At 66.1% G+C, this 19308-nt stretch carries 22 protein-coding genes; 8 read left to right on the top strand and 14 right to left on the bottom strand.

Annotated features, from left to right (window positions below; translation table 11 throughout):
* Both VSR71_RS30280 and VSR71_RS30275 read left to right on the top strand, forming a co-directional pair.
* The coding region (locus VSR71_RS30280) for an alpha/beta hydrolase-fold protein (RefSeq protein ID WP_342917252.1) at positions 1-643 on the top strand (643 nt) is incomplete at its 5' end.
* A gap of 15 nt (positions 644-658) precedes the next feature.
* The gene (locus tag VSR71_RS30275; protein WP_342917251.1) at positions 659-1039 is read left to right on the top strand and encodes a VOC family protein; all 381 of its coding nucleotides are present in this window, start codon (positions 659-661) and stop codon (positions 1037-1039) included.
* Positions 1040-1240: 201 nt separating this feature from the next.
* Here VSR71_RS30275 and VSR71_RS30270 read toward each other — a convergent pair whose 3' ends face one another.
* A complete protein-coding gene (locus tag VSR71_RS30270) occupies positions 1241-2902 on the bottom strand; it encodes a hypothetical protein (RefSeq protein ID WP_342917250.1) in 1662 nt (553 codons plus the stop codon).
* A gap of 208 nt (positions 2903-3110) precedes the next feature.
* Positions 3111-3815 (bottom strand): Crp/Fnr family transcriptional regulator, encoded by a 705-nt coding sequence (locus VSR71_RS30265; RefSeq protein WP_342917249.1) that lies wholly within the window; start codon positions 3813-3815, stop codon positions 3111-3113.
* A gap of 156 nt (positions 3816-3971) precedes the next feature.
* Between VSR71_RS30265 and VSR71_RS30260 the strand changes: the two genes are divergently transcribed.
* Positions 3972-5606 (top strand): acyl-CoA synthetase, encoded by a 1635-nt coding sequence (locus VSR71_RS30260; RefSeq protein ID WP_342917248.1) that lies wholly within the window; start codon positions 3972-3974, stop codon positions 5604-5606.
* Between the two features lie 12 nt (positions 5607-5618).
* On the opposite strand, the gene VSR71_RS30255 is transcribed toward VSR71_RS30260, so the two are convergent.
* The 3 genes from VSR71_RS30255 to VSR71_RS30245 form a co-directional block, all read right to left on the bottom strand.
* Complete coding sequence (locus tag VSR71_RS30255) at positions 5619-5891, bottom strand: DUF6566 family protein (protein ID WP_342917247.1); 273 nt, start codon at positions 5889-5891, stop codon at positions 5619-5621.
* Between the two features lie 18 nt (positions 5892-5909).
* Positions 5910-6188 carry a hypothetical protein gene (locus tag VSR71_RS30250; protein ID WP_209762711.1) on the bottom strand — a complete coding sequence of 93 codons (279 nt, stop codon included), beginning with the start codon at positions 6186-6188 and terminating at the stop codon, positions 5910-5912.
* A gap of 262 nt (positions 6189-6450) precedes the next feature.
* Entirely contained in the window at positions 6451-6699 is a 249-nt protein-coding gene (locus tag VSR71_RS30245) for a hypothetical protein (protein WP_342917246.1), read from the bottom strand.
* Positions 6700-6877: 178 nt separating this feature from the next.
* Here VSR71_RS30245 and VSR71_RS30240 point away from each other — a divergent pair, with 178 nt between their 5' ends.
* A complete protein-coding gene (locus tag VSR71_RS30240) occupies positions 6878-7999 on the top strand; it encodes an AGE family epimerase/isomerase (protein ID WP_342917245.1) in 1122 nt (373 codons plus the stop codon).
* A gap of 88 nt (positions 8000-8087) precedes the next feature.
* Here the strand turns inward: VSR71_RS30240 and VSR71_RS30235 are convergent, their stop codons facing one another.
* The 5 genes from VSR71_RS30235 to VSR71_RS30215 all read right to left on the bottom strand — a co-directional run bounded on the left by VSR71_RS30235 (position 8088) and on the right by VSR71_RS30215 (position 11238).
* On the bottom strand, positions 8088-8294 hold the full coding sequence (locus VSR71_RS30235) for a hypothetical protein (RefSeq protein ID WP_342917244.1): 207 nt from the start codon (positions 8292-8294) through the stop codon (positions 8088-8090).
* Positions 8295-8493: 199 nt separating this feature from the next.
* Positions 8494-8862 carry a hypothetical protein gene (locus VSR71_RS30230; protein WP_135703916.1) on the bottom strand — a complete coding sequence of 123 codons (369 nt, stop codon included), beginning with the start codon at positions 8860-8862 and terminating at the stop codon, positions 8494-8496.
* A 68-nt stretch (positions 8863-8930) separates the two neighbouring features.
* A complete protein-coding gene (locus tag VSR71_RS30225) occupies positions 8931-9614 on the bottom strand; it encodes an alpha/beta hydrolase (protein WP_342917243.1) in 684 nt (227 codons plus the stop codon).
* 125 nt (positions 9615-9739) lie between these two features.
* Complete coding sequence (locus tag VSR71_RS30220) at positions 9740-10039, bottom strand: hypothetical protein (protein WP_342917242.1); 300 nt, start codon at positions 10037-10039, stop codon at positions 9740-9742.
* A gap of 176 nt (positions 10040-10215) precedes the next feature.
* Positions 10216-11238, bottom strand: a complete 1023-nt coding sequence (locus tag VSR71_RS30215) for an alpha/beta hydrolase (RefSeq protein WP_342917241.1) — start codon at positions 11236-11238, stop codon at positions 10216-10218.
* 366 nt (positions 11239-11604) lie between these two features.
* Here VSR71_RS30215 and VSR71_RS30210 point away from each other — a divergent pair, with 366 nt between their 5' ends.
* The 4 genes from VSR71_RS30210 to VSR71_RS30195 all read left to right on the top strand — a co-directional run bounded on the left by VSR71_RS30210 (position 11605) and on the right by VSR71_RS30195 (position 14802).
* A complete protein-coding gene (locus tag VSR71_RS30210; RefSeq protein ID WP_342917240.1) occupies positions 11605-11997 on the top strand; it encodes a hypothetical protein in 393 nt (130 codons plus the stop codon).
* 265 nt (positions 11998-12262) lie between these two features.
* Positions 12263-12829, top strand: coding sequence for a TetR/AcrR family transcriptional regulator (locus VSR71_RS30205; RefSeq protein ID WP_342917239.1), 567 nt, complete (start codon positions 12263-12265; stop codon positions 12827-12829).
* A 417-nt stretch (positions 12830-13246) separates the two neighbouring features.
* On the top strand, positions 13247-13981 hold the full coding sequence (locus tag VSR71_RS30200) for a copper resistance protein CopQ (RefSeq protein ID WP_342917238.1): 735 nt from the start codon (positions 13247-13249) through the stop codon (positions 13979-13981).
* A 221-nt stretch (positions 13982-14202) separates the two neighbouring features.
* Complete coding sequence (locus tag VSR71_RS30195) at positions 14203-14802, top strand: TetR/AcrR family transcriptional regulator (protein ID WP_342917237.1); 600 nt, start codon at positions 14203-14205, stop codon at positions 14800-14802.
* Here the strand turns inward: VSR71_RS30195 and VSR71_RS30190 are convergent.
* From VSR71_RS30190 to VSR71_RS30175, 4 genes are all read right to left on the bottom strand, one after another.
* Positions 14788-15540, bottom strand: coding sequence for an alpha/beta hydrolase (locus tag VSR71_RS30190; RefSeq protein WP_342917236.1), 753 nt, complete (start codon positions 15538-15540; stop codon positions 14788-14790). The two genes, VSR71_RS30195 and VSR71_RS30190, sit on opposite strands and share 15 nt — an antisense overlap.
* A 16-nt stretch (positions 15541-15556) precedes the next feature.
* Positions 15557-16582, bottom strand: a complete 1026-nt coding sequence (locus VSR71_RS30185) for a M14 family zinc carboxypeptidase (protein WP_342917235.1) — start codon at positions 16580-16582, stop codon at positions 15557-15559.
* The gene (locus VSR71_RS30180) at positions 16579-17466 is read right to left on the bottom strand and encodes a LysR substrate-binding domain-containing protein (RefSeq protein ID WP_342917254.1); all 888 of its coding nucleotides are present in this window, start codon (positions 17464-17466) and stop codon (positions 16579-16581) included. Before VSR71_RS30180 ends, VSR71_RS30185 begins: the two co-directional genes overlap by 4 nt.
* A gap of 97 nt (positions 17467-17563) precedes the next feature.
* On the bottom strand, positions 17564-19216 hold the full coding sequence (locus VSR71_RS30175; RefSeq protein ID WP_342917234.1) for a glucosamine inositolphosphorylceramide transferase family protein: 1653 nt from the start codon (positions 19214-19216) through the stop codon (positions 17564-17566).
* Between the last annotated feature and the right edge of the window lie 92 nt (positions 19217-19308).

Genomic DNA, 19308 nt, shown 5'->3' with positions numbered 1-19308 from the left:
CGGCGCGGGCTTCTACCTCGACGCCACCGAGGCGCCCTGGAGCAGGCACTGGCGCATGGAGAGCTACGTCGCCGAAGAACTGTTCGACCTGGTCACCACCGCGCTGCCGGGCGAAGCCTCGCGCGCGGGGATCTTCGGGCATTCGATGGGTGGCCACGGCGCGCTGGTGCTGGCGCAGCGCCATCCGGAGCGCTTCCGCTCGGTGTCGGCGTTCGCGCCGATCGCCGCGCCGACGCGCTGCCCGTGGGGCGAAAAGGCCTTCACCGGCTATCTCGGCAGCGACCGTGGTGCGTGGGCGCGGTATGACGCCACCGAGCTGATGGTGCGCCAGCAGGGCGCGCCGTTCCCGGCCGGCATCCTCGTCGACCAGGGCCTGGACGACCAGTTCCTGCAGAGCCAGCTGCACCCGGACGCGTTCGAGGCCGCCTGCCACGCCGTGGGCCAGCCGCTGACGCTACGCCGGCACAGCGGCTACGACCACGGCTATTACTTCATCAGCACCTTCATCGGCGAGCATATCCATTTTCACGCCAGCATCCTGGCGTGGCCACAGCCGCCCAATGCTGACCCGGCCTTCGAGGTCCGGGTGAGTGATTCTCGTCAGGCCACAAATCACACGCCTGAAATTTGCACCTTTTCTTAACCACGGAGAACAATTATGACCATCTTTACCCACGTTGTGATCGGGACAAACGATCTGGAGCGCGCCCGGCACTTCTACGACGAAGTGTTGGGCACATTAGGCGTCAAACGAGTCATGAACCTGGACGCGGCCTCTCTCTGGGGAGTCGATGCCCCGGCGTTCATGGTCACCAGGCCAGGCAATGGCTTGCCTGCGACCTATGCCAATGGCGGCACCATCAGCTTTGCCGCGCCAAGCCGCGCCGCCGTGCATGCGTTCCACCAGGCAGCCCTGAAACTCGGTGCACAGGACGAAGGCGAGCCGGGTCCGCGCAGCTTTACGCCGACCGCGTATGCGGCGTATGTCCGTGATCCCGACGGGAACAAGATCTGTACCTACTGCTTCGCCACTGCGTAACTTGCCCGCCGCCTCCGTCGTCCCCTGTCCCGACGCGGAGGCCGTACTGCCGTAGAGGTATATCGATTACTGATGCCTCCCGGAGCATTCCGATGATGTGCCCGCGGATTGCGACGCGCAAAGCAAAAAGCCGGCGTCGCGGGGCGGCGCCGGCCTGGGGCGTCTCCGGGCAACGTATGTCCGGATTCGCCATGCCGTGAATTACGGACGGTTGACCGAGATGCTGAAGAAGTTGGCCTTGTTCACACCGATCGACACGTTCACGCCGGTGTTGCCCAGCACCATCGCGATCGACTCGGATGCGGCAGTGCTTGCTTCACGATAGCGCAGGCCGAGCGCCGGTACGTTCTGCTTCCAGCTGTCGAGGCGGCCGTCTTCCACGCGCTTGCGGGTATAGATGCCGGTTTGCGCGTCGGCCGATTCGACCACCGTGCTCCATTTCTCCGTACCGGTGAAGGTGAGCACAGGCGTGCCACCGCCCGCCGGCGGCAGGTACATCACCGCGTTATCCCAATACGCATTGGAATAGCCCACTGCCGGCAGCGCGCGGTCAGCCTGCTTGTTGAAGATCATGAAGCCGTCTTCATGCGGGATCACCGCCATCACCTGGCCGTCGGTGCCCTTGAACGTGTAGACGGGCTGCGCGGTGGCATAGAGGTCATTGAAGCCGAAGATGCCGTTGCCGATGGCGGAGAAGGTCGGCAGCTCGGCTGCCGGCCAGCTTTCGCAGCTGTTGACGCCGGTGCAGTCGGCGCCCGCGGTTGCCTTGCCGGCGGCATCCAGGCTCAGCGTAATGCGGCTGGGCTTGAGTGGCGAGCCGGCGTCTTCACGCTCGTAGCCAAGGCCGTTCCAGTTGCCGGCGATGTCGGCCAGTGTCAGCGGCTGGGCGGGAATCATCATCGCCACACCGGGGTTCGGCGTCGCCGCTGCCGGCACGACCAGGCCCACGCCAGACTTCGACATCAGCACGGTCGAGACCATGCCGCCGGACGACACGGTGAAGCGGCAGGCTTCGGCGGCATCCGGGGTCAGCGTCACCGACGGACCGGAGGTTGCGTCTGCGGCGAAACTCGACTTCTGCGTGATCGTCAGCGCGCTGGCATCCACTTCGGCAACGGTGCCGGACGGATAGCTCAGGCCCACCAGGTGGTACTTGCCCGAGCGCAGGCCCGCGCAGCTTGCCGCCGCCGGTTGCAGCGTAGTCTGGATCGCCGTGGCGCCCGCATTGGAAGCCACTGCAGACGACAGCTCGTCCAGCGAGGTCTTCGACGATTCCAGCCGCTCGCCCAGCTGGTCGAGCAGCTTGTCCTGCGCGTTGCCCGCGTTGTTGCCGTTGGCGGCCACCAGCGCGCCCTTGAGCGGGTCGACGCCGGTCAGGTCGACCACGCCGGTCAGCACCAGCTTCACTGCCTCGGTGGCGGTGCTCAGGCCGCTCGGTGTCAGCTTGGCTTGCGCGCTGGCGTCAAACTGGTTGAAGAAGGCATCGGTGTCGCCCTGTGCCAGCGAGGCGGTGATCAGCTCGGTCAGCGGCGTGATATTGGCCGTGGCGGTGGTGCCGCTGCCGGCTTCCACGACCGAATGCAGCGTGGTGCCGTCCGGCGTCGTGACGCTCAGCACGCAAGGGCGCGTGGCGTTCGGGATATCGATGGTGAAGGTGCCGTCCGCGGCGGTGGTGGCGGTGCCGCTGCCCGATGCGCACTTGGCCTGCACGCTGGCATTGCCCAGCGCCGCGCCCACTGCGGCCGTGCCGCTGATCTTGGTGGTCGGCGTTGAAGAAGCCGGGGCTGCGCTATCTCCGCCGCCGCCGCATGCCGTCAACACGGCGGCAGCCAGACCCGTCAGAAACAAGTTTGTGGTTTTCATCCCTGTATTTGGCTTTATATGGTTCTGGTTATGGCAGGGACTGCGCTGGTCGACCCGTGGCTCATGCAGGGCCCTGCCAACAGGGTGGCTGGCCCGCCCTGCTGGCGCGAGTGTGCAAGAGCGGCGGGGTTCAGGATAACCCGCGTTCTGGTGATTGACACACAAATAAGACATATGGCCGGCAGCCGGCGCCGCCAACCCTTGGCCGCTACAGATCCGACAGCCCGAAGCTGCGCAACCGCGGCAGGTCGGTCACGCGGATGCTCTGGTAGGACAGGTGCACCATGCCGGCGTCAGCCAGCCGGCGCAGCGCCTGGTTGACGCGTTGCCGCGACAGCCCGGTGAGCAGGCCGATTTCTTCCTGCGACAGCTCCAGCACGGGACTGGTGCGCGGATACAGGTCGGGATGGAACAGCTGCGCGATTGCCTGTGCCACGCGTGCATCGGCGCCGAGCAGGCGATCGTTCTGCACCGTGGCGATGAACTGGCCCATGCGCTCGTTGAGCTGGCGTACGACAAAGCTTGCAAACGGCAGGCTCTGCGCCAGCAGTGTGTTGAAGACCGGCTCGGGCACCAGCAGCACCTGCGAGTCGCGGATGGCGATCACGTCGTAGCGGCGGTCTTCGCGCTTGATCACGCTGCCTTCGCCGCACCAGCCGCCGGCAGGCACGCCGGAAAAGGTGCAGCCGCGCCCGTCCGGCGTGTACACCGCCAGCTTGATCAGGCCGCTGTCGACCCCGATCCAGTAGCGCGAAGGCTCGCCACGCCGGGCAATGAAGGCGCCCGCGGTGAAGGACTGCAGCAGCGTTTCGCGCGCGGCCAGCGCCTGGTGTTCCGCCGCCAGCGCGGCGTACCACGCATGGCCGGCCAGCATGCTTTGCGGGGCGCGGGCGGGGTTCTGGGATGCGGTCATGACATCGGCGCGAGCGGCTGCGCGGCACCTTGTAAGATTTGCGTAAGCCTTGGCTGGCGCGGGTTTGCGGGGAGTTTGTCATCCGGACGACAGTGCGCCGGGCGTGTGCGATGATAGCCTTGCCCCAGAAAAAGTGCGACAAGCGGAGACACAGCAATGCCAACCGATTTCGACAGCGGCCTGGCCCGCAATGCGGCCAATTTCGTACCGCTCACACCCATCGACTTCCTGGTCCGCGCCGCGGAGGTGTACGGCGACCGCCTTGCCATCGTGCACGGCCCGGTGCGACAGAACTGGCGCGACACTTATGCGCGCGCGCGCCGCATGGCCAGCGCGCTGGCGCGTGCGGGCATCGGCAAGGGCGACACCGTGGCCGCGCTGCTGCCCAACACGCCGGCCATGGTCGAGGCGCATTTCGGCGTGCCGATGGCGGGCGCGGTGCTCAATGCGCTCAATATCCGGCTCGATGCCGCCAACCTCGTCTTCATGCTGCGCCATGGCGAAGCGCGCGTGCTGCTCGCCGACAGCGAGTTTGCCGATCTTGCGCGGCAGGTTGCGCTGGAAATTCCCGGACTCAAGGTGATAGCGGTCCATGATGCGCTGGGGCCGCACGCCGAGCCCTTCGGCGAGACCGACTATGAATCCTTCCTGGCTTCGGGCGACCCGGACTACGCCTGGCGCATGCCCGCGGACGAGTGGGATGCGATCGCGCTGAACTACACCTCCGGCACCACCGGCGATCCCAAGGGCGTGGTCTATCACCACCGCGGCGCGGCCATCAACGCGGTCTCCAACATCCTCGAATGGGACCTGCCCAAGCATCCGGTCTACCTGTGGACGCTGCCGATGTTCCACTGCAATGGCTGGTGCTTCCCGTGGACCATCGCGGCGCGCGCGGGGGTCAACGTCTGCCTGCGCAAGTTCGAGCCCAGGCTCGTGTTCGACCTGATGCGCGCGGAAGGCGTGACGCACTACTGCGCCGCGCCGATCGTGCATACCGCGCTGGTCAACGCGCCCGCAGCGTGGCGCGAGGGCGTGCGCGGCCCGGTGCGCGGCATGGTCGCCGGCGCGCCGCCGCCGGCAGCGGTGCTGGCGCAGATGGAGGCGATGGGCTTCGAACTGACGCACGTCTATGGCCTGACCGAGGTCTATGGTCCGGCCGCGGTCTGCGCCGAGCAGGATGACTGGCGTACGCTGTCGGAACAGGACCGCGCCGTGCGCAAGGCGCGCCAGGGCGTGCGCTACCACCTGCAGTCGCAGGTGGCCGTGCTCGATCCGGATTCGATGCAGCCCGTGCCCGCCGACGGCGAGACCATCGGCGAGATCATGTTCCGCGGCAACATCTGCATGAAGGGCTACCTGAAGAACGAAAAGGCCACGCGCGAGGCCTTCGCCGGTGGCTGGTTCCATACCGGTGACCTCGGCGTGTGCATGCCCGACGGCTATATCAAGATCAAGGACCGCAGCAAGGACATCATCATTTCCGGCGGCGAGAATATTTCCAGCGTGGAAGTGGAGGACGCGCTCTACCGGCATCCCGCGGTGCTGGCCGCGGCGGTGGTGGCACAGCCCGATGCCAAGTGGGGCGAGACCCCGTGTGCCTTCGTCGAACTGAAGGATGGCGCCAGTGCCACCGCGGAGGACCTGATCGCGCATTGCCGCACGCTGCTGGCCGGCTTCAAGGTGCCCAAGGCCGTGTACTTCGGCCCGCTGCCCAAGACTTCGACCGGCAAGATCCAGAAGTTCGAATTGCGCCGCAAGGTGAAGTCGGACTCGGCCATCGATGTCTGAACGCGGCCGCTGCTAGGACTGCGCGGCTTCCTCTGCGTCGCGCAGGCCGGAGAGATACGAGTCGATGGCTTCGCGGCCCCACGCCATGCCGGCGCGCGTGGCATCGGCGGCACAGCCAAAGCGCGTCTGCATCACGGGACACGGCCATGCCAGCCGCGTGCCGTGATGCCAGACTTCGGCGCGCAGCGTCCACCAGCCGTCGTGCTGGCTGCCATAGCGCAGCGCCGCGACATGGATGCGATAGCCGCGGTAGCTGGCGTTCTCGTCATACCATCCGCTGGGCATGCGCTATCTGTCGGGCGTTCAGCGTGCCCGAGCCTCGTGCGGACTTCCGTGGTTGCGGGGACGGTGCCAGTCCTGGGCAATGTCGGGGAACACCTCGCATTCGCCACGCACGATGTTTTCGATGGTGGCGCACACGCATTCGGTGCCGCGCGGCCCCACGCACACCAGGCTGCGCGGATGGTCGGTGTGCTGCGGGATGGCGTAGACGCGCATGCCTTCCTGGTACAAGGGATGCTTGCTCAGGCGCTCGTTCATCAGCTCGACGAAACGCTGCGGAGAGACGACCGGCTTTTCCATTTCATGCTCCTGCTGCGGCCCGGCCCACCGCACCGATGGCAATAGCGGCGAGGCGACCAGGCCAGTTAAGGCCAGGAAGATGACAGGCAGGTGGCAGGGAAGCACCCAGTGAACTGGGCGTGGCCGGAACGGAGAATCGCGGGCAAACAGCCTGCCCGCGTTGCCACTGCCACGATTCCAGACTAGGACATGCGCGGCAGCGCGCAAGGATTGGAGCCGACCGGACGCCCGCGCCTGCACATGGCAGCGCGGGCGTTGTGCTTCAGGTGGTGCGCAGTTCGCTCGCGGCGCGCGGGCCATCCAGCATGCCGTTGCCGGCGGCCCAGCAGGCTGCTTCGGCCTCGGCATGCGAGCTGTAAGTGGAGGGCGCTTCAACGGTGCAGTCAGCATCGGCCGCGCCGCATAGTTCCTCCATGACAATGCGCCAGGTGAACTGGCCGGATGGCTCTTCCAGCACGTGCATGACAAGCGTGCGGTGATGGTCCGAAAGCGTAAGGGGCAGGTTCGACATTGGCGCCTCCCGTTGGCAGGTGGGACGCATTGATGCTAGCAACTAGAGGCGCCTGGTGCCATCGGAGAATTGCAACCGCGTCATGGCAAGATACGCGTGCCGCGGCTTCCCCCGCCGCGCCGAATCCAGTAACCTTCTGCGCCTGGCGCCACGTGGCGCCTGCTTCTCGCCACCGATCATGCTCAATTCGCCCGCGCTCAACCAACAGGTCGCCGCCCTGACGGCGCACTACGACGCCACGGTGTTGCCGCTGTGGACCGCCAGCGGCTGGAATGCCGGCCTGTTCCTGCCCTATGAGGCCCTTGACGGCGCCACGGCCGCGCCGCTGCCGGCGGCGCGCTACCGCGCCATGGCCTGCGCGCGGCAGCTTTATGTGTTTTCGGTGGCGGGCCAGCATGCCCATGCCGATACGCTGTTCGGCTCGCTGCAGGCATATTTCGGCGATGGGGCGGGCGGCTGGATCTACAGCGTCGGACCGGACGGTTCGCCGCTGGACAGCACGCGCGACCTTTACACGCATGCCTTCGTCATCTTTGCCTGCGCCAGCTACCACGCGCTGCGCGGCAACCCCGATGCGCTCGAAGTGCTCGACGAAACCGTCGACATTGTCGAAGACCGGTTCGCCGAAGATGGCGGGCTGTACCACGCCGCGCTCAACCAGCACTTTCGCCCGAAAGGCACGGGCGTGCTGCAGAACCCGGTGATGCACCTGACCGAGGCCTATCTGGCGGCACTCGATGCGACCGGCGACGAATGGTATGCCGAGCGGCTGCGCGAGATCGCGATGGCCGTGTTCGAGCGCTTCGTCGATTCCGCGAGCGGCTGTATCGCCGAGCTGCCGCAAGGCAGTGCCGATAACCGTATCGAGCCGGGCCACCAGTTCGAATGGTTTTCGCTGGTGGCAAGCCGGCCCACGCTGTTCGGCGACCTGCCGCTGGAAGGCGCGCTGCGCCAGGCCTTCGACTTCGCGCAGCGCCATGGCGTGGCGCCCGGCACGCTGGGCGTCAGCGCGGCGCTGGACGCGCATGGCGGCCTGCTGGACGGTACCCAGCGCATCTGGGCGCAGACCGAGTACGCACGCGCACTGGCGCTGCACGGACAACCCGGGTCGCTGGCCACGCTGGAAGCCTGGACCGGGCAGTTCCGCAACCGCTTCCTGCATGCGCAGGGATGGCACGAATGCCTCGCGCCTTCCGGCGACGTGGTGCGTGCCGAAATGCCGTCGACTTCGCCATACCACCTGGCAACGTCCTACCTGGCGCTGGCACAGGCAACGGGTCTGTCCTGGCCGAAGCAGTGACGCGACGAAATCGTTATCAATTCTTTGCAGTCGCGGCCCGGGGGCGCGACTAAACTCAAGCCCGCGCTCCGTCCGTGCGTTGTCCTTCTTAACTACCTGGTCGTCGTTCTGAAGTCGCGGGCCGGGGCGCACCCGCCTGCGGCGGTGCCTGCGTGCCTACGCGGAATTCCATCTGCCGTATCCGGGTGGCGGCGCGGGTCTCTGCGTGGTCATTGAGGATCAGGCACAGCAGCGTCAGCAAGGCCGCTGCGATCATGCTCAGTGCGATCCAGGCGAGGCAGTGCTTGCGTTCCATGGCGGAATGGATGGGGCATTATCGGAGCGCGCAGTGTAAGCGTCCCGCCCCAAAGCGATTGTCAACCTTTGCAAACACAGCGGTTATGCCATGTTTGAAGTCTCTGGCAATCGCTTTGGCAATCGCGTCCGGTCCCACCGATTTGGCATTTTCGCCAGTTCCTGCATTGCTGGCGAGAAGCGCTTAATCGCTTATTCGCTTACTCCATCACGCCGTTCTCGCGCAGCAGCCGCTCGCATTCATCGAGCATGTCGTGCGCAAAGGCCGACTGGTAGTTGGGATCGAGCGCTTCCATCATTTCGTGCGCGGCATACAAGCCCGCTTCACGCGACAGCGTCTCGGCCAGCTGGCGTGCGAACTGGTCGCTGAGCTCGGACAGCAGGCGCCGCTCCGACAGCGGCAGCTGCAGCCGCGAGCGCGACAGCCATTCGCCTGCCAGCGTCGCGCCTTGTGCGTCCGTCATCCACTTGCGGTGCTCGTAATAGGCTGACAGGCGTTCGGCGGTCAGCGCGAACAGCAGCGCCTTGCGGGTGTTGAAATCGATGCGGGGCAGTGGGGCGAGGCTCATGGGTACGGCTTGCTGCGCACGCTTGGCGCTTGCAGCGATCTTGTCAGGAATGTCGGTGTTGGATGGGGTCAGGCACCGGCAGGGCCGAAGCGCTCCGCCAGCCATGCGCCGATGGCAATGATCTCTTCCAGGCAGACCGAATGCCCCATCGGGTAGGTCTGCCATGTCAGCGGATGCTGGCGCGCCTGGATAAAGTCGCGTGCCGCAACGCCCAGCCGCAACGGCACCACATCGTCCTGCGTGCCGTGCGCGGCGAACACCGGCGTGGCGGCATTCGCGGCAGCGGCGCTGGCGGCGAGCGCGGCCGGCGCGGGAATATAGGTGGACAGCGCGACGATGCCGGCGAGCGGTTCCGGATGCGTCAGGGCCGCGGTATAGGCGATGGCGCCGCCCTGTGAAAAACCGGCCAGCACGATGCGGTTGCAGGGGATGCCGCGCGCATTCTCGCGCGCGATCAGCGCGCGGATGGCGTCGCACGACCCCTGGATGCCGGCCTCGTCGGCACGGCGGCCGGCCTCGTCGAGGGAATAGATGTCATACCAGGCCGGCATGACATAACCGCCGTTGCAGGTCACGGAAATCGACGGCGCGTGCGGGAAGATAAAGCGCACAGCAGGCGAGGGAGATAGCCGCAACTCCGGCACCACTGGTGCAAAGTCACTGCCGTCGGCGCCCAGCCCGTGCATCCAGATCACGGCGCAGCGGGGATCGGGCGCGGTTTCGATTTCAATGGCGGGCAGCAGTTCGCTCATGGGCAGGTTCCAGTGTGACGGCGTGCCCGCGCGCCGATGGGCGCGGCAGGCAGCGCGAGTATCGCACAGGTCAGGCCCGCTGATGCCGCACGCCCGCCATGCAGGCGGGCGGGGCTACTGCCTGGTCAGGCAGCGGATGGAACGATCGGCACGGTGGTCAGGCCCGGCGTGCGCGCGTTCTGCGCGGCGGCGGGCAGTTCGTGCATTGCAGGCATGGCGGCGCGGCGCTTGTCCACCACGTCTTCCACGCCCTTGGCCGAGACATCTTCCAGGAACGCGACCATGTCGCGGTAGTAGGCCACCTGCATCTGCGCTTCCAGCAAGCGCCGTTCGGCCTGGAATAGCGTCAGCCTCATGTCTTGCAGTTCCCTTTCGGCAATTTTTTCCGGGGTCGGCGGACTGAACAAGTTTGCAAGCCAACGCATGGCAGTACCTCCAGTTCTGTCAAAGCGAAATTGCGATGCTTGTGCCACGAGGACAAATATAGACAAGAAATCGACAAAAGGCCTCTTGGCCACCTTGCCGTGGTACCTCGCCCACAAGGATGATTGCTGATCGGGGAAGTCTGCGGTAGATTGTCCGGCGACTTCGGATCTCCCCCTCACTGCTTGCCTGGCACGCGCATCGAATTGCTGTTTTTGCGTTGATTTTCGAGCGAATTCCGGCCCTGGCTGCAATCCCCGCTTGCTTCCACAACCTCCACGCGCGCGCCGGTTTCATGCTGCGCGAAGGTATCCGATTCCTGCACGTAACGCACGATCGGCAGCCAGAATGCGGCGATATGATCTGGCTCGATGGCCGCGCCATGCGGCATGGCGTCGTGCATCACCAACTGGTGCAAGTGCCGCGCGGCAGCGGCCACGCGCTCCGCATGGATGTGCGCGAACACGGCATCGGCGCGGCTATGCACCACCAGCAGCGGACGTTCGAGGCGGCTCGCGCGCGCGACATTGTTCCAGGGATCGGGCAGCAACCACGCTGCCCATGCCGGCACGCGGCCGGTCTGCACCGCGGCGCGACGCGCCGAACTGAAACCGGCGGCAATGACATAGCCGTCGGGCTGCGGCGCGAAGTGCCGCGCCACGTCAAGCAGGATGCCGCTGCCCAGCGAGTGCCCCAGTACCACGTGGCGCGACGCCGCGGGCGCGGCCGCAAGAAACTGCCGGTACGCAGTCATGGCGTCCTGGCGCAGGTGACGCACCGAAGGACGTCCGCTGCTGCGGCCATAGCCGCTGTAGTCGAACACGAAGGATGCAATGCCTGACTCGGCGAGCATGGCCTGTACCGGCAGCCACTCGGCGAGGGTTTCATTGTCGCCATGGCAGACCATCAGCGCGGGCGCATCCTGGCGGGCGGCGGGAACAAAGCGGGCATGCAACTCTCGATCACCGCTGGCGAACGTGGTATGCCGCACAGGCGTGGATGACGAGGGTACGGGAATCCCGGTGCTTGTTTCATCCGTTCGCGTGACAAATGCTTTGCGCTCCACCGCACGAAACAGTAGATGGCGCGCAACGCCGGCTGCCAGCGCGAGCCCCGCCGCCACGGCAAGCCAGCGCAGCGTGCCCGGCGCCGCCGGAGCGGAGACGGTTGCGGCAGGATCGGGATGCGGCGTGTCGAGCATGCGAAGGCGGGGTGGCGTGGTGGGGGTGCGTCTTGTTTCAGGCTAGCAGGCTACGGTAAACATGTTAAGAAATGTCCATCCGGATGGGTGGAGTCTGCTGCCCTAGGGTGACACTATCGCGACGATAGAAAAGTTTTGCCTTGACTATCTACCTAGTAGTAGATAGCATTCACTCCATGGAACCGCTGCACCGCCAGCAGCAAAGAAGGAAGGGCGGAGAAGTGGCGATCCCATTGCAATACCGTTAAGCGGTCTTTTTTTAGCGCTGACCATCTATCTACTAGTAGATGCGAGTCGCAGGAGAGACCGGCTGGAAGCCACTGACACCAATTGACGCGATCCGAAACATCGCCCCAGGAGCCCATCATGACCAAGTTCGCCAAGACCCTGATCACCGCCGCCACCCTCGCCGCCGCCTTTGCTGGTGGCGCCGCCCACGCCGCTGGTGTGCAGGACAGCGGCTTTGCCGGTGACAAGTACGGTTACCAGTTCCGCGTCGGAAAGACCGATGCCTTCACCGATGGTGCCCGCACCGGCAAGTTCGATCCGTTCACCGAAGGCGCGCGTGCCGGCCAGTTCGACCCGTACACCGACGGCCGACGCGTTGGCAAGACCGACCCCTACACGGATGGCTTCCGTACCGTGGCCGGCTTGGACCGCAGCGGTGTGTCGGCCGAGCCGTCGCGCAGCTTCGACCCGCACACGGACGGTGCGCGCGTGGGCAAGGCCGATCCCTACACCGACGGCGCGCTCGCCTGATCGCTGCCGGCCACGGGCCGGCGGCTTTACCACCTTTACGGCGGCGGCTACTGAGACCGCTGCCCGATGGAGTCCATCATGAGTTTGCGTGACAGCATCCTGCTGCTTGGCGGATGGCTGGTGCTCTGCGTGACGAGTGGCTCGATGATCACCTTCGCCGCGCAGGTCCTGCCGGGCTAAAGCCGATGCCTCGGCGCTAGGGGATTACCCGGGCGTCGGGGCTTTTCCGCTTGAGCGCCTATCTTCGCGTAGATAAACTGCTTTTATGAAAACGCAATCCGTACGCGAGCAACTGCTCGAGCACACCCTGGTCCTGATCCGACGCCGCGGCTTCAATGGCTTCAGCTATCGCGACCTGGCCGAGCTGGTGGGGGTGAAGACCTCCAGCATCCACTATTACTTCCCCTCCAAGGACGACCTCGTTCTGGAGGCGGTGAAGGAATACAGCGCGCGCCTCAGCGAGCACCTGCGAGCCATCGACACGACGCTACCGGTAACGGAGCAGGCAGAAATCTACCTGGGGCTGTTCCGCAAGAGCTGCGGCTCCGACCAGATCTGCCTGTGCGGCATGCTGTCGACCGAGACCTTGTGCCTGCCTGAATCCGTGCACAAGCTGCTGCAAGGCTTCTATCTGATGCACGAGAAGTGGCTGACGGGGCTGCTGGAGCGTGCACAGCCGCTGCGCAGCACGCCGTTCCCGGTGCCGCCGCCGCGTCTGGCGCAGGTGGTGTTTGGTGCAATGCAAAGCGGCCTGATCGCGGCGCGCCTGTTCGGCACGACCGACCGGGTCGAGGCCGCGGCCGATACGCTGATGGCAGCGGTGACCGGCTAGTATTTCCATTCCGACTTTTCGCGCTGTCAGTGGCGCGTCCGAAGCCGTCGTGTGGCGAAAGCTGCGCGGCGGCTTTTTTAATTGGCACCGCACGGCGTCGCACACTGTTCGCCGTTATGGCCATAAATTCTTGTAAATCAATAACTTAACGCGGGAAGGCCGCTACCTATCGGTCCGATAGAAATATTCTTCCTTGACTATCTATCTAGCAGTAGATAGTATTTGACCCATGGAAGCGCCGCAGCGCCAGCAGCAAGCAAGAAGCAGGGCCCAGCGACGATCCCATTGCATGACCGAAGGCGGTCATTTTTTCAGGACAGGTTGTCTATCTACTAGTAGATAACGAGCCAGAAAAGAGAACCGCAAAGCCACTGACACCGATCGACACGATCCGAAACATCGCCCCAGGAGCTCATCATGACCAAGTTCGCCAAGACCCTGATCACCGCCGCCACCCTTGCCGCCGCCTTCGCTGGCAGCGCCGCCCACGCCGCAGGCGTGCAGGACAGCAGCTTTGCCGGTGACAAGTACGGTTACCAGTTCCGCGTCGGCAAGACCGATGCCTTCACCGACGGTGCCCGCACCGGCAAGTTCGATCCGTTCACCGAAGGCGCGCGCACCGGCCAGTTCGACCCGTTCACTGAAGGCGCTCGCGTCGGCAAGGCTGATCCGTACACCGACGGCGCCCGCATCGTCGCCGGGCTGGACCGCAGCGGCGTCTCGGCCTCGCCGGCACGCAGCGTCGACCCGTACACCGATGGCGCACGCGTCGGCAAGGCTGATCCGTACACCGACGGTGCCCGCATCGTCGCCGGGCTGGACCGCAGCGGCGTCTCGGCCTCGCCGGCACGCAGCATCGACCCGTACACCGATGGCGCACGTGTCGGCAAGGCTGATCCGTACACCGACGGTGCCCGCATCGTCGCCGGCCTGGACCGCAGCGGCGTCTCGGCCTCGCCGGCGCGCAGCGCGGACCCGTACACCGATGGCGCACGTGTCGGCAAGGCTGACCCGTACACCGACGGTGCCCGCATCGTCGCCGGCCTGGATCGTAGCGGCGTCTCGGCCTCGCCGGCACGCAGCGCGGACCCGTACACCGATGGCGCACGTGTCGGCAAGGCTGACCCGTACACCGACGGCGCACTCGCCTGAAGCAAGCGTCTGAAAAACGGCCGGCAAGCTGCCGGCCTTCTGTAACCACCGGGCCGCCAGCGTGCGGCCCGGTTCAAGGAGTCGATCATGCGTTGGCTTGACACTGCGCTGATCCTGGGCGGATGGGTAGGGCTTTGCCTGGTAAGCGGGTCCCTCATCACGCTCGTCGCACGCGCGCTGCCGGCCTGAGGCGGGCGGCGCAGAAAGAAGGAGTTGAAACCATGAAAACCCGGTCTGTACGTGAAGAACTGGTCGAACACGCACTGGTGCTGATCCGTCGTCGGGGGCTCAACGGGTTCAGCTACCGCGACCTGGCAGAACTGGTCGGGGTCAAAACCTCGAGCATCCACTACTACTTCCCGTCGAAAGACGACCTGGTGCTGGAAGTGGTGCGTGAATACGGCGCACGCAGGCAGGCTCGGCTGGACGCCATTGACGGCAGCCTGCCGGCGGCCGAACAGGCGCGCCAATACCTGGCACCGCTGCGCACCAACGCCGGCAGCGGCGAGGCTTGCCTGGTCGGCATGCTGGCGGCGGATGTGCTGATGCTTCCGGAATCCGTGCGCTGCGCGATGCGGGATTTTGTCTGCCTCAACGAGCAATGGCTGGCGCGGCTGTTCGAGCGCGCGGCGGCGCAGCGGCAGGAGCCTTACCCGGCGCCGTCCCAGCAGCTGGCGCAGGTGGCGTTCGGCGCGCTGCAGAACGGCCTGATCAGTGCGCGGCTGTTCGGCACCACGGACCGGCTCGACGCCGCCGCGGGGATGCTGACCAGCCTGATGCCGGCTGAGCAGGCGGCGGAGCGGGCGCTAGCCGTTGCCTGACACCATGCGCGACACGGCCTCGCACAACCAGCGTGGATCGTCGTGGGGCAGGTCGTGGCCGGCCCAGTGATGCGTCAGCACCGGCGCGTCCCAGGCCTGTCCGATGCGTGCCGAGCAGGCGGGGTCGACCAGCCGGTCCGATGACGATGCAATCAGCAGCAACTGGCAGCCGGGCGCGCTCGCCGGTGCCCGATAACGTGCCGCGGCCACCAGCTGCGCCAGCGCGGCGGCGCGGCTGACCGGCGCGTCGGCGGCAATGGCTTGCCAGGCGGCGATGTCGGCGGCGAGCGTATCCGCGCGCGCGCAGGTGATGGCGTGAATGGTGCGCTCGCAATAGGCGCGGTCGTGCCAGCGCTGCGCGACGCGCAGCAGCTTGCCCCAGTTGCGCGGCCGCAGCCGCTGCATCGGCGTGCAGAAGGGCCGCATGCTGGTATTGACAAGTACCAGCCCGCGGACTTCGTCCGGATAGCTGCTGGCCCACTCGGTGGCCACCATCGCGCCCAGCGACATCGCCAGCACGCGGTACGGCCCGCGTGCGCCGGCCGTCGACAGCTGCCGGCGCACCGCGCTGACCATGTCGCGCACGCTCCAGGGCGCGGGCTGCACCGACAGCGCGCCATTGCCCGGCAGGTCGGGCAGCAGCGGCCGGCCCAGCCCGGCCGCTTCCCATTGCACGGGCAGGTGCCCCCAATGGCGCGTCTCGCGCGTCAGCCCCCGCAGGAATACCCATCGGCTCATGACATTCCTCACCAGCTTATGGCGACGCTTCCGTCTGCCAGTGCGCGCGTGCCTGCTGCAGCAGCGCCTCGCGCTGCGGCCCGCTCGGCATCCAGCGTTCCGGCGCGAACGCGATGCGCCCGAGGAAATCGAACAGGCTCACGTGGCGGCGCAGTACGCGCGCGGTGCGGTGCGCCTTGATCGGGTTGAAGATCCCCTCGCGCGAGAACAGCTGGCGCGGGTTCTTCTTGATCCACAGCCACGAGCCCAGCTCCAGCGTCATCGGCAGGAACATGCTGCCGGCCGGCGCGAGGTCATACGCGTGGTCCCACAGGTCGCCATGCAGAAGGTACTGGTGGCTTTGCGGCTCGAAGGTGTAGCCATGGTGCGGATGCGCCTGCTCGAACAGTGTCTTGAGCAGGTACATCTCGGGCAGGTGGGCCATCGGCCGGCGCGTGCGCGCGTACGGGAACCAGATGCTGTCGCGCCAGCCGTAGCCGGAGTGGCAGTCCACCGCAAAGCTGAGCGGGCGCGGCAGCAGTTCTTCCTGCACCACGCGCAGGAGCGCGCGGCTCTCCAGCTCCATCGGTCCGCCTGCCGGACCGCGATACCAGGGCAGCCAGGCGCCAAGGCGCTGCCCGCCGGCCAGGAACGGCACGCGCGCGTCGGCGTCTTGCGGGCCGTTGCGCATCAGGTCGACGCCGTTGGGGTTGGCCCGGGTGCCGGCCCACATGCCGCCGGGATTGACGATCGGCATGAACACCAGCCGCACAGCCTGCAGTTCGCGATGCAGCAGTTCATCCCATGCCAGCCGTCCGAGCACGGAGCGCAGGTAGTCCAGCACCAGCTGCGTGCCGATCCGCTCCAGCCCGTGGATGCCGCCAAAGATGCCGATGGCCGGCGCCTGCGGGTCGCGGCTGCCGAGGGTGGCCACATGCACGCCGAAGCGGTGTCCCTGCATCACGGCTTCGCAAACCACGCGGCAGTCGAGCACATGGCTGGCGGCGTCGAGCAGCGCCAGCAGCTGGTCGTATTCAGGAAAGGCGTCGGCGCGCGCGGTCATGCCGCCCGCGGCTCGGCGGCGGCATCGGCCGCCGTCACGCAGGCCAGGAAGGCACCCACGAGGCGCGTGCCGCGCCGGCTCTGGAGGCAGTAGAGGTATTCGTTCAGCACGGGCGCGCCGTGCGCGAACGGCACCACCCGCAGCAGCGGGTCTTGCGGCACTTCGCCCAGCGGCACCACGCTCGCGCCGAGGTTCTGGCGGATCGCTTCGTAGATGGCCTCGCGGCTGCCGATCACGGTATGCCGCGGCAGCTGCTGCGCGCAGGCGGCGAGCGCATCCTCGGTCGCCTTGCGGGTCATCGAGCCGTGCTCGCGCACCAGCAGGTGGCAGGCGCGCAACTGGGCCAGGTCCACCTGCGGCAGGCGCGCCAGGGCATGGTCCGGATGCACCACCAGCACCATCGGCGCCGAGGCCAGGCGGATGCGCGCAAGGCGGTCGTCTTCCACCGGGTGCGACGACACGGCCGCGTCGATCCGGTACTCGAACAGTGCTTCCAGCATCTGCTGCGAATTGCCGATGTCCAGGCTCACCTCGATCGCCGGATAGCGCTGCCGGAACGCGGCCACCGCGCGCAGGATGTAGTAAGGACCCGTGGCGCCGAGTCGCAGGCTGCCAAAGCGCAGGTCGCCGGCGTTGCGCAGCAGGTAGTCGGCCTGGCCTTCGTGCTGCATCAACTGCTCGACCACCGGCATCAGCGCCAGTCCCACATCGCTCAGGTCGACCCGGCTGGCGCGGCGGTGGAACAGCTCAACGCCATACGATTCCTCGAGCTGGCGGATGCGGCCGGTGACGGTGGGCTGGCTCACGCGCAGCTGCCGGGCCGCCATGGTGATGCTGCCCTGGCGCGCTACTTCAAAAAAGGTCATCAGCAGGTCGCCAAGCATGGTCATCCGCGGTGGTTGATGGTAGCGGACCGGACAGGTCCGGACGACCGCGCAGTCTAGCGGCGCAATATGACAAAACGGCGACTGCCACGTACCGCTACGCTTCCAGCATGAATCGCAGCCAGGGGTCGTTCCAATGCTGGTAGACGCCAACGCAAAGCAGGCGCTGCGCCACGCTGGCAATGCGAGACGTGAGCCGCCGTTGCAGGACCCAGTAGCTGATAACGGAGTGCTTGCCGTCCACCAGCGTACGCTCGCCCCACGCGGACATCGTGTGGATACCGCGTGGATTCAGCTGGTCTCTTTCCGGGCTGACAATGCGGATCACCTCCTCTCGATAGAGCTCAGGCGTGCAATGCAGTATTCGATTGACTGCGACTGCCTGCCCATATCCGCTCTTGCATACCTGCGCCACGCGCAGCAGCTGATCGCCGTCGCTGACGACAGCGCCCGCGGAGCGCGATGACTGGTGATCGATCTTTACCGGATTCTGTGGATGGGGATGCCATGGCCCGAGCAGGTCGGATGCATAGCACAGGCAAAGATTGTCGAACGCACCCAGCGATACGTCGGTGTACGCCAGCCAGAAGTATCCCTGGTGCCTGAAGATCGTGGGATCGGCGACCTCGGTATCGTTCAGGAGCACGGCGACCTGTGACCAGCGCCCGCTTTCGTCGCGACGGTGCAGCACGCAGCGACGGCTTTGCGCCGATTCCGCGACGCAATACAAGGCGCCCTCGTGAGGAAACAGATAGGGGTACGACAAGTGGCCCGCCAGCCCGAGATCGACATGCTCCGGCGGATCCGGCTCGACCGAACCGCCAAGCTTTAACCTGACAATGCGGCCAACGTTCCGCTTGAGATCGAATTCCTCGCAATAGATTTCATCCTTGCTGCCGGGCACGCCGAACGGATCGGCCCAATACCGGGTTCCATTGCGCTTGCCGATCCATCGTACCGGCAAGTGTTGCGAGCGCATGGCTTCGGTCAGCCGCAGGTCGACGATGCCCACCATCCAGTAGTCGACCAGCAGGCAGCCCCTGAGCAGGCGCAACAAGCGGTGGCCCAGCTCCCGCAGTTTCCACATCATCCGCCGCACCAGGCCCGCACGCTTGCCGTCCGGCTTCCATGCGGGACGCTGCTCCAGGGCGCCGAGCACCGCGATCTCGCGTATTGCCGACAGCAACAGCGTCGCCGCATAACTGCACAATCGCTGCAGCGGTACGCGCTCGCCCGGACAGGCAAATGCGCCCGCCTTGTCGATCAGGGTCGTTCCCGATGCAGTGCTCGCAACCAGGTTCAGATGAATGCCGACTCCCGTCGCGATCGTTTCGAGTCCGTGGTGCGCGTCGCCCAGCGCCACGCCGCGCTGGTCGCAGATTCGCCATACACCATGGACGGCATCTTGCCGGTAGTCTGCGCCGAGGCAGCCAGTCAGATCGACGATCGCGGTGACGTCGCGCAGTCTGGCTGCTGCGTCAGCGCGCCTGGGTCGCATCTGGCCCGCGCAACTGCCATCCGACGGTTCAAGCTCCCAGACACGGGTTTCGCAGATGCCGGAGGCCCGCAGCCGATTCACCAGCTCGTGCTCCCAGGCATCGGGACGGTGTGAACTGAGCGCGAAGGCGATGACCGGCAGCGCGGCTGCGCCTGGCACGTGGCTTCTGCTCCGGCTGCTATCCGTCGCCGGTTTGCGAGCCAGGTCAGATTCCGTATGCATCACGTTGATTTCTGTGGTGATTTCTTGCATGAAACATCCCCCCTCGGCTCAATTGTTCGTCATGCGGTCGCAACGATCAAAGCGCAAACGGGTGTATGTCCTGCATGTTTTGTGCGCAGGCA

The organism is Cupriavidus oxalaticus (assembly GCF_038900635.1).
Classification (GTDB): Bacteria; Pseudomonadota; Gammaproteobacteria; order Burkholderiales; family Burkholderiaceae; genus Cupriavidus; species Cupriavidus oxalaticus_B.
This window is presented reverse-complemented; position numbering and strand designations above follow the sequence as displayed.